General features: G+C 65.1%; 7 protein-coding genes. 5 read left to right on the forward strand and 2 right to left on the reverse strand.

Annotation, left to right across the window (positions count from 1 at the left end; translation table 11 throughout):
* Positions 1 to 202 precede the first annotated feature (202 nt).
* The gene (locus JS533_RS13055; protein ID WP_241515189.1) at positions 203 to 1,267 is read left to right on the forward strand and encodes a CPBP family intramembrane glutamic endopeptidase; all 1,065 of its coding nucleotides are present in this window, start codon (positions 203 to 205) and stop codon (positions 1,265 to 1,267) included.
* Between the two features lie 42 nt (positions 1,268 to 1,309).
* Positions 1,310 to 2,908, forward strand: coding sequence for a THUMP-like domain-containing protein (locus JS533_RS13060; protein WP_241515191.1), 1,599 nt, complete (start codon positions 1,310 to 1,312; stop codon positions 2,906 to 2,908).
* Positions 2,909 to 3,101: 193 nt separating this feature from the next.
* Here JS533_RS13060 and crgA read toward each other — a convergent pair whose 3' ends face one another.
* Positions 3,102 to 3,584, reverse strand: a complete 483-nt coding sequence (crgA, locus tag JS533_RS13065) for a cell division protein CrgA (RefSeq protein WP_241515193.1) — start codon at positions 3,582 to 3,584, stop codon at positions 3,102 to 3,104.
* Positions 3,585 to 3,722: 138 nt separating this feature from the next.
* Here crgA and JS533_RS13070 point away from each other — a divergent pair, with 138 nt between their 5' ends.
* From JS533_RS13070 to JS533_RS13080, 3 genes are all read left to right on the forward strand, one after another.
* The gene (locus JS533_RS13070) at positions 3,723 to 4,535 is read left to right on the forward strand and encodes a DUF881 domain-containing protein (protein WP_241515195.1); all 813 of its coding nucleotides are present in this window, start codon (positions 3,723 to 3,725) and stop codon (positions 4,533 to 4,535) included.
* Positions 4,536 to 4,758: 223 nt separating this feature from the next.
* Entirely contained in the window at positions 4,759 to 5,940 is a 1,182-nt protein-coding gene (locus JS533_RS13075) for a class E sortase (protein WP_420838668.1), read from the forward strand.
* A 311-nt stretch (positions 5,941 to 6,251) separates the two neighbouring features.
* Positions 6,252 to 6,896, forward strand: a complete 645-nt coding sequence (locus JS533_RS13080) for an anthranilate synthase component II (protein WP_241515198.1) — start codon at positions 6,252 to 6,254, stop codon at positions 6,894 to 6,896.
* A 287-nt stretch (positions 6,897 to 7,183) separates the two neighbouring features.
* On the opposite strand, the gene JS533_RS13085 is transcribed toward JS533_RS13080, so the two are convergent.
* Positions 7,184 to 7,639, reverse strand: a 456-nt coding sequence (locus JS533_RS13085) for a PASTA domain-containing protein (RefSeq protein ID WP_241515199.1), incomplete at its 5' end; no start/stop codon positions are given.

Below are 7,639 nucleotides of genomic sequence, written 5' to 3' on the forward strand. Positions count from 1 at the left end.
TAGCCTCTCGATCGTCAAACCGACATCAACATCCCACGAAATCAGCCTCTCGATCGTCAAACTGCCTCACTGTTGAAGCAACGGATCGATGCCGCCATCACAACATGCGCGGTGACCGATCGATTCCATCCTCAAATCCATACATCCTTGCGCGAGACTGCACTTGCAGACATCGTGGCATATCAGTAAAGGAGCTGTAACCATGACCCAGGTAATCCCCGAATCTGCAAACGGCCACGCCGCCGCAGACACCGGCCTTCCGTCCGACGCACCGTTTGCTGCCGCGCCGCAGCCCCAGACCCCACCAGTCTCACGGACGCCCCGATCCCGTCCGTCCGGCACGGGCGCCCACGCCCTCGTCGGCCGCAATGCCGGCCTGATGCTGGTCTACATGCTGGTCGCCGTCCTGCCAGCCGTCGCCATGGGTATGATAAGCGCCGCGGAGTCCTCGTCGCCCGGCCTGGCACTGGACCTCGACGGCACGAGGACGTCCATCGCCCAATGCGTCGGCCCGATCGCCGCGACGATCGTTCTGCTCGTCATGCGTCGCCGTCAGGTCGCCGATCGCGAGTTCTGGCTCGGCGCCTCCGACCGCCGCCGCATGACCCCTTCCTCATTCGCCGCGCTCGCCGTGGTGCTCATCGCGATCGGCGGCTTGTCGGAAGCCGTTATGGCGGCGTTGAAGGCGTTGTTCGCGCTGTTCGGTGTCTCGCTCACCTCCATCGCGCTGAACTTGATCGACAGCACGATGAACGAATCGCTGCTCATGGTCGTCTCGGTCGTGGTGCTCGCCCCGATCACGGAGGAGATCCTGTGCCGCGGCATGATGATGGGCGATCTGCGCGAGCGCGGCAAGATGTTTGCGATCGTCACGCCGTCCGTGCTGTTCGGCATGCTGCACGGCGACCTGTTGCAGGGGCTGTCGGCTGCTATGGGCGGTTTGCTGCTCGGCTATATCGCGATGGAATATTCGCTGGTGTGGGCGATGGTGTTCCACTTCGTGAACAACGGGGTGCTGTCCACATGGTTGCCGATGGCGTTCGGGCTGTTGCCGGATGCTGCTGAAAAGCCGGCGTATTACGTGTTTCTTGTTGTGGGCTCGGTGCTTGGTCTGGCGGTGCTGTGGTGGCGCCGTGCCGCGATCCGCGACTATATTGCCGCGAACCGTTCGCCGCGCGGCAGCTATGTCGGTTGGACCTCGCTACGGTTCCTGCTGCTGGTGCTGTATTGCGCTGTGGTCAGCTCGGCTGGCTTCTCGTTGATGTGACGCGGTTCTCGGCAATCCCGGGCGACGGATACGCTGAACACCATGCAGTTGTCTCCCGAAACCGCCCGATTCGTGGCCGAACACCGTCTTGAGAACGTGCGTGATCTGGCGCTCAAAGCCAGGCGCACGGACGGACTGGACCTGCCGCTCGCGCTCGACCAGATCGCCGGATGGCAGACCGCGCGCACCAAACTGCCCGAATGGGCGGCGTGCGAGGGGATCATCTACCCGCCGCATATTTCGATGGAACAATGCTCATCCGAATTCACCGCGCGCTACAAGGCGTCCGTCGCGCGGCGGGTTGCGTCACAAGCTGCCGACAGTCCAGACGCTCCTGACCGGTCCGCGGCAGGTCCGTCGCTGGATACTGCGCAGCCGATTGACGGCTGCCTGGTCGACCTGACCGGCGGATTCGGCGTGGACTTCTCGTATATGGCCCGCGAATTCGCTCATGCGGTCTATGTGGAGCGCCAAGAGCATCTGTGCGAGCTTGCCGAGCACAACATGCGCGCGTTGGGGTTGGACCATGTGCGTGTGATGAATGCGGATGCGGAGGCCTTGCTTGGCCAGGGGGCGACGGGTGTACGCTCCCCCAGTCGGCCTGCGGCCGCCAGCCCCCTCAACCGAGGGGGCCGAGGCTCCGCCAGCGCCATGGCGGGAACGACGGACGTTGCTGGTGGCGGCGATTCGAATGGCCTGCTCCGGTCGGTGTCGCCGACAATTGCTGCCAGTGATGCGCCAATCGCCCTGATCTTCATCGATCCGGCCAGACGTGACGAGCACGGCGGCCGCACGGTCGCCATCGAGGACTGCACGCCGGACGTGCTCGCTCTGCGCGACCGACTGCTCGCCGCCGCCCCGCACGTCATGATCAAGCTCTCCCCGATGCTCGACTGGCGCAAGGCCGTGGCCGACTTCCACGGCGCGGTCAGCGAGGTCCATATCGTCTCCACCGGCAACGAGTGCAAGGAGCTGCTGCTCGTGCTCGACCGGCAAACCAATGCGATGGTCCATGTCCACTGCGTCAACGACGGTGACGTGCTGGTCTGCCGGTACGATGCCTCGACCGGTGCGCTCGACGGTGCCGCCCTGCGCCCCGATCAGGTTCCCGGTTCCCCCATCGCTGCCGTCGCCTCCGCCGATGGCGCGCCGATCGACGGCGTATCCACTGCCCCGACCGTCGTCCCCGCCGGCCCGACATCCCTTCGATCGTCCCGCACGCTCGGCCTTGCCCCGTTGCCTGACCCGATCGCGTACCTGTATGAGCCGAACGCGTCGATTATGAAGGCCGGCTGTTTCGCGCTGGTCGAGGATCGGTACGGCGTCACGCAGATCGGCCCGAACAGTCACCTGTTCGTGTCCGGAGCCTCCGGTGGTACCGGCAGCGCCGGCAAAGATCGGCCCGTCGCCGATTTTCCCGGCCGCCGCTTCGCCGTCGAAACTATTGCGACGATGGGCAAAAAGGAACTGAAACAGGCGCTCGCCGGCGTCACGAAGGCCAACATCGCCGTGCGCAACTTCCCGCTCACCGTGGCGGCACTGCGCAAAAAGCTGAAACTGTCCGACGGTGGCGACGTCTACCTGTTCGCCACCACGCTCGCCGGCGGTAAGCACGTGATCGTGCGTTGCCGCAAGGTGTAAGCGCATCAGCGGTAACGAACAGACCGTAACTGAATCCTCGTGGCACGATTGGGACTCAGTTACGGCCGTTCGGGACGACAAAAAAGGCCGTAACCGGACCGCATCGGCACGATGCGGACTCAGTTACGGCCGGAAGCCGGAATGGAACGGCTGAACGTCGATTCGGTACGGCTGAACGTCGGGATGGATCGACTCACCGCCACCACATGGTCATGATGAAGCCGACCATGATGATCGCGAGCGCGATGAGCAGGTTCCATGCGCCGATGCCCGGGATCGGGTAGTCGGTGGTCAGGTAGTAGCAGACCGCCCAGATCAGGCCGATGATCATGAGCGCGCAGAACAGCGGCACGAACCAGCGCGGGTTGGACTTGGTGCCCTTGATGGTCTCCTCGACGCGCTTGGTGTTCTCCTCCTGACGGGCCATCATGCGCTGCATCTGCGGCGTGAGCGCGGACTTGTCAGCGGTGGCGTTGAGCACGGCCTCCACCTGGTCCATCGGAACGCCGTAGTTTTCGTCGTCGGAATCGTTAGAGGATTCGTCGGTGGAAGCGTCGGCGGCGTCAGTGGCGTCGGAAGTCGCGGTCCGGTCCTCGGCGGACTGGTCCGCGGCGGTGTCGGCTTGCCAGTCCTTCTGGGTGTCTTCGTCGTTGTCGTGCAGCTGGGTGTCTGCCATCGGTATGTCTCCTTTAATTTAGGCTAAAAGTCATCATAGTGGTTAGACTCGAAACCAGCGAATAATCGCCGGCAAAACGGTTCATACCGTGACTCGACCCCGGCGAAGCCCAGAAGGCACCAGACGGAAGGACGGCCCATGGCGAGGCATTCGGTCGGCAAGCATGGTGTGCGGCGCCCGTGGTTCAGCCGCGTCGCCGCGCTGCTGGTCATCGCGCTCACCGGCTTCCTGCTCGCGACGAACGTGCGCGTCAACCGCACCACCGTCATTTCGTCCGACACCGCGGATCTGATCGAGCAGCGGCAGAAGCACGTCACCGAACTGAACGACGACGTGAAGCGGCTCAGCGCGAAAATCGACACGCTCAGGGATCTGACGACCGACGGCACGGACGCGGCGAACGGCGATATCAACAGCGCCGGCTCGGGCACGACGCTTCGGGCGATCCACGGGCCGGGCATCACGGTCACGCTCGACGATTCGCCGCTGTGGGAGAACATGGTCGACAACAACGGCTCCGCGTCCAACATCAACGATTACGTGGTGCATCAGGAGGACATCGAGTCCGTGATGAACGCGCTGTGGGCCGGCGGCGCGGAGGCGATGATGATCCAGGACCAGCGCGTCCTGTTCAACTCCGCGGTGATCTGCCAGGGCAACGTGCTGCTGTTGCAGGGCCGTAAATACTCGCCGCCGTACAAGGTCTCGGCGATCGGCCCGGTCGACGGCATGACGCGTGCGCTCGGCGATTCCCAGGCCGTGCAGATCTACAAGCAGTACGTGAGCGCGTTCGGCTTAGGGTGGAAAGTGGAGTCCAAGGATAATCTGGAATTCCCGGAGGCGGTGGCGTCGCTGCAGTCGCTGCAGTATTCCAGCGTCATCGGGTCGGATGCCGAATCCAAGGGCGACTCGCAGGACACGTCCGGTGGGAGCGACACCGGCGGGCAGTGACGGCGGCCCGCGGCGGTTTGGTCGTGACTGACGGACTGGCTGTGACGGATCGTTCGCGTGACGGGCTTGTCGTGACGCGACGGTGCGCGCCGGATCGTGATCGGGACAGGGGGACGGAATTATGGAGTATTCGCAATCAACGGAAACGTTGGAAAGCGTCGCCGACGTGGAGACCGTCGGCACGACGCCCGGCATCGGCGATGCGGCGGCCGCAGGGGACGGCATGTCGCGTCGCGAGCGTCGGCTGGCCCGTTCCGGACGTGACGGACGTACCGGTGGCCGTGGGCGTGCCGGTCGGCCCGGATCCCAGCCTGCCGGACGTCCCGGCGACCAGCCGCGCAGGCACGGCTGGCTGTGGGTCGCAGCCGGCGTGCTGGCCGAGATCCTGCTGACGATGGCCGCGATCTGCGCGCTGTACATCGTCTGGCAGATGTGGTGGACGGGCGTGCAGGCCGAGCACGCGCAGGTCGAGGCGCGGCAGTCGGCGAACTGGTCGACGCCGGGCAACGGCGACAGCACGAAGGTCGCGGCCGCGCAGGAGGGCGATCCGCCCGTCGAGGCCGCGCCGACCGCCGACGGCGAGCTGATGGCCACCATCTACATCCCGCGCTTCGGCGACAACTGGGAGCGCAATCTGGTGCAGGGCACCACGCTCGAGCAGCTCAACAAGCACGGTCTGGGCCACTATACGGACACGCAGATGCCCGGCGAGGTCGGCAATTTCGCGATCGCCGGCCACCGCAACGGCTACGGACAGCCGCTCGGCGACGTCGACAAGCTGCAGAAGGGCGACGCGATCGTCATCCGCACGCAGAACTACTGGTACGTGTACGAATACACGGACTACGAGATCGTGCTGCCGACCGAGATCCGCGTGATCGGCGAGAATCCGAAGCACCCCGGGGTCGCGCCGACCGAACGCATGATCACGATGACGACGTGCGAGCCGAAGTATTCCGACCCGATCTACCGTTGGATCAGCTACGGCAAGCTCAAGTACTGGGCGAAGGTGTCGGACGGCACGCCGAAGGAGCTTGCGACGAGCGATGCGAGCGGCGGCACGACGTTCACGGTCAACGAGGTCACCGCGTCGCCGGTGTCCAAGCTGGATTCGCTGGTGCCGGTGATCCAGGTGGCGGCCGTGGCGTACGTGATTCTGTTCCTGGCGGCGCTGGTCGCGTGGCGCTACCCGTTCTGGCGTGAGGTGCGTTCCGGCGACCGTCGCCGCCCGGAGTTCAGCCTGTACGGCGGGTTCGAGCGCATGCAGCCGGGCGTGCTGCCGATCCGCGTGCTGCTCACGCTGATCGTGCTGTTCATCGCGGCCGCCTCGCTGTTCCAGTGGGGCTTCCCGTGGGCCGCCTCGCACATCCCCTACCTGCAGCAGATGTCCAATTTCACGGTCTGAGCCTTACGGTCTGATCCTCACCATCTGAGCCGTTGGCCGGGTCCGTCGTTGGCCTGGTCCTACCGGTTCGCCACAACCTAACGCTCCCGGACCCAAAATCGTTAGGTTTTGGCGAAAGACCGGGACCGGGCTAACGATAACAGGCTCGGGAGCGTTAGGTTGGCGTGGAGGACTGGGACCCGGCCAACGGTCGGCGGCCCGCGCGACCTCCGGTTTTGGGCACAGTCGGTTTTGGGCATGGCGTGCGCGTGATGGACCGGACTGATTAGACTGGGCGGAAGAACAACGATCGCTCGGGCAAGGAGACTGTGATGACTGATTCGGCGCGCATTCTGGTCGTCGACAATTACGATTCGTTCGTGTACACGATCGTCGGCTATCTGAAGACGCTTGGCGCGACGGTCGACGTGGTGCGCAACGACGCGATCGACGCCGCGAAGCCCGGTCTGCTGGACGATTACGACGGCGTGCTCATCTCCCCCGGCCCGGGCGCGCCGGCCGAGTCGGGCGCCAGCGAGGACGTGATCCGTCGCTGCGCGGCCGAGAGGAAGCCGATGTTCGGCGTCTGCCTTGGCCTGCAGGCGCTGGCCGAGGTGTTCGGCTGCACCGTGGACCATGCGCCGACGATCATGCACGGCAAGACGAGCCAGGTGGAGCACATCGACGACGAGATCTTCGAGGGCGTGGCCAATCCGATGACCGCGACGCGTTATCATTCGCTCGCCGTGGAGCCGGATTCCGTGCCGGACGAGCTGGTCGTGACCGCGTGGACACAGGGCGACCACATCATCCAGGGCATCAAGCACCGCGACCTGCCGATGTACGCGGTGCAGTTCCACCCCGAATCGGTGATGACGCAGGACGGCTACCGTCTGCTCGCCAACTGGCTGGCCGTGTGCGGCCAGACCAACGCCGTGGCCAAGTCCGCGGGCCTGCAGCCCAAGGTCAACAACTGACGGCTGAGCGATACAGGCAATACAGGACGTGAGTGAGGGGCGCCTTCCATAGGGAAGACGCCCCTCACTCGTCAGTGTTTCGGTATCGCGCTGCGCGCGATGCTGTTTATTGGCGGCCTTCGGCCGCGGAGCTCCCCCACCCGCCGGGAGCCCTCAGCGAGGACATCGCCGTGAAGCAAACAGCGGAGCTGTTTGTAGGCGATGTGCGAGCCGACAAGCGAGCCAGCACAACGCGGGCGAAGCCCGTCCATAATTGCAGGACGCCGAGGCTCCACCAGCATTATGAGCTAGTTGCCGCTGGTGCCGGATTCGGATCCGCCGTTATTGGTGGATCCACCGCTATTGCCGTTTGATCCGCTGTTGTCGGTGGATCCGCCGCTGCCGCCGTTCGACCCGCTGTTGTCGGTGGATCCGCCGTTGTTGCCGTTCGACCCGCTGTTGTCGGTGCCGTCTCCGGACCCGGACCCGTTGCCATCGGAGCCGGACGAGGACGCCGCCTTGGTGGTGATCGTCACGGTCGACCCCTTGTCGACCTGCGTGCCCGCGGTCGGGTTGATGCTTTCCACCACGCCGCTTTCGCCCGCGCCGCTGGCCGACGGGTTCAGCCCGGCCGCCGTCATCGCGGCCGCGCAGTCGGCGTAGGACTGTCCGGCCGCGCAATCGGGCACGGTCACCTGTTCGGGGCCGCTGGAGACGTACACGGTGACCTGCTGTTCCTGCGCGATCTGCTGGCCGGCCGCGGG

Origin of the sequence: Bifidobacterium amazonense, assembly GCF_018555435.2 — a bacterium.
Taxonomy (GTDB): Bacteria; Actinomycetota; Actinomycetes; order Actinomycetales; family Bifidobacteriaceae; genus Bifidobacterium; species Bifidobacterium amazonense.

Excerpts from the sequence above, each read along its gene's own strand:
- JS533_RS13060 (WP_241515191.1), top strand. The coding sequence starts at position 1,310 with ATGCAGTTGTCTCCCGAAACCGCCCGATTCGTGGCCGAACACCGTCTT.
- JS533_RS13075 (WP_420838668.1), top strand. The coding sequence starts at position 4,759 with ATGTCGCGTCGCGAGCGTCGGCTGGCCCGTTCCGGACGTGACGGACGT.
- crgA (WP_241515193.1), bottom strand. The coding sequence starts at position 3,584 with ATGGCAGACACCCAGCTGCACGACAACGACGAAGACACCCAGAAGGAC.
- JS533_RS13080 (WP_241515198.1), top strand. The coding sequence starts at position 6,252 with ATGACTGATTCGGCGCGCATTCTGGTCGTCGACAATTACGATTCGTTC.
- JS533_RS13070 (WP_241515195.1), top strand. The coding sequence starts at position 3,723 with ATGGCGAGGCATTCGGTCGGCAAGCATGGTGTGCGGCGCCCGTGGTTC.
- JS533_RS13055 (WP_241515189.1), top strand. The coding sequence starts at position 203 with ATGACCCAGGTAATCCCCGAATCTGCAAACGGCCACGCCGCCGCAGAC.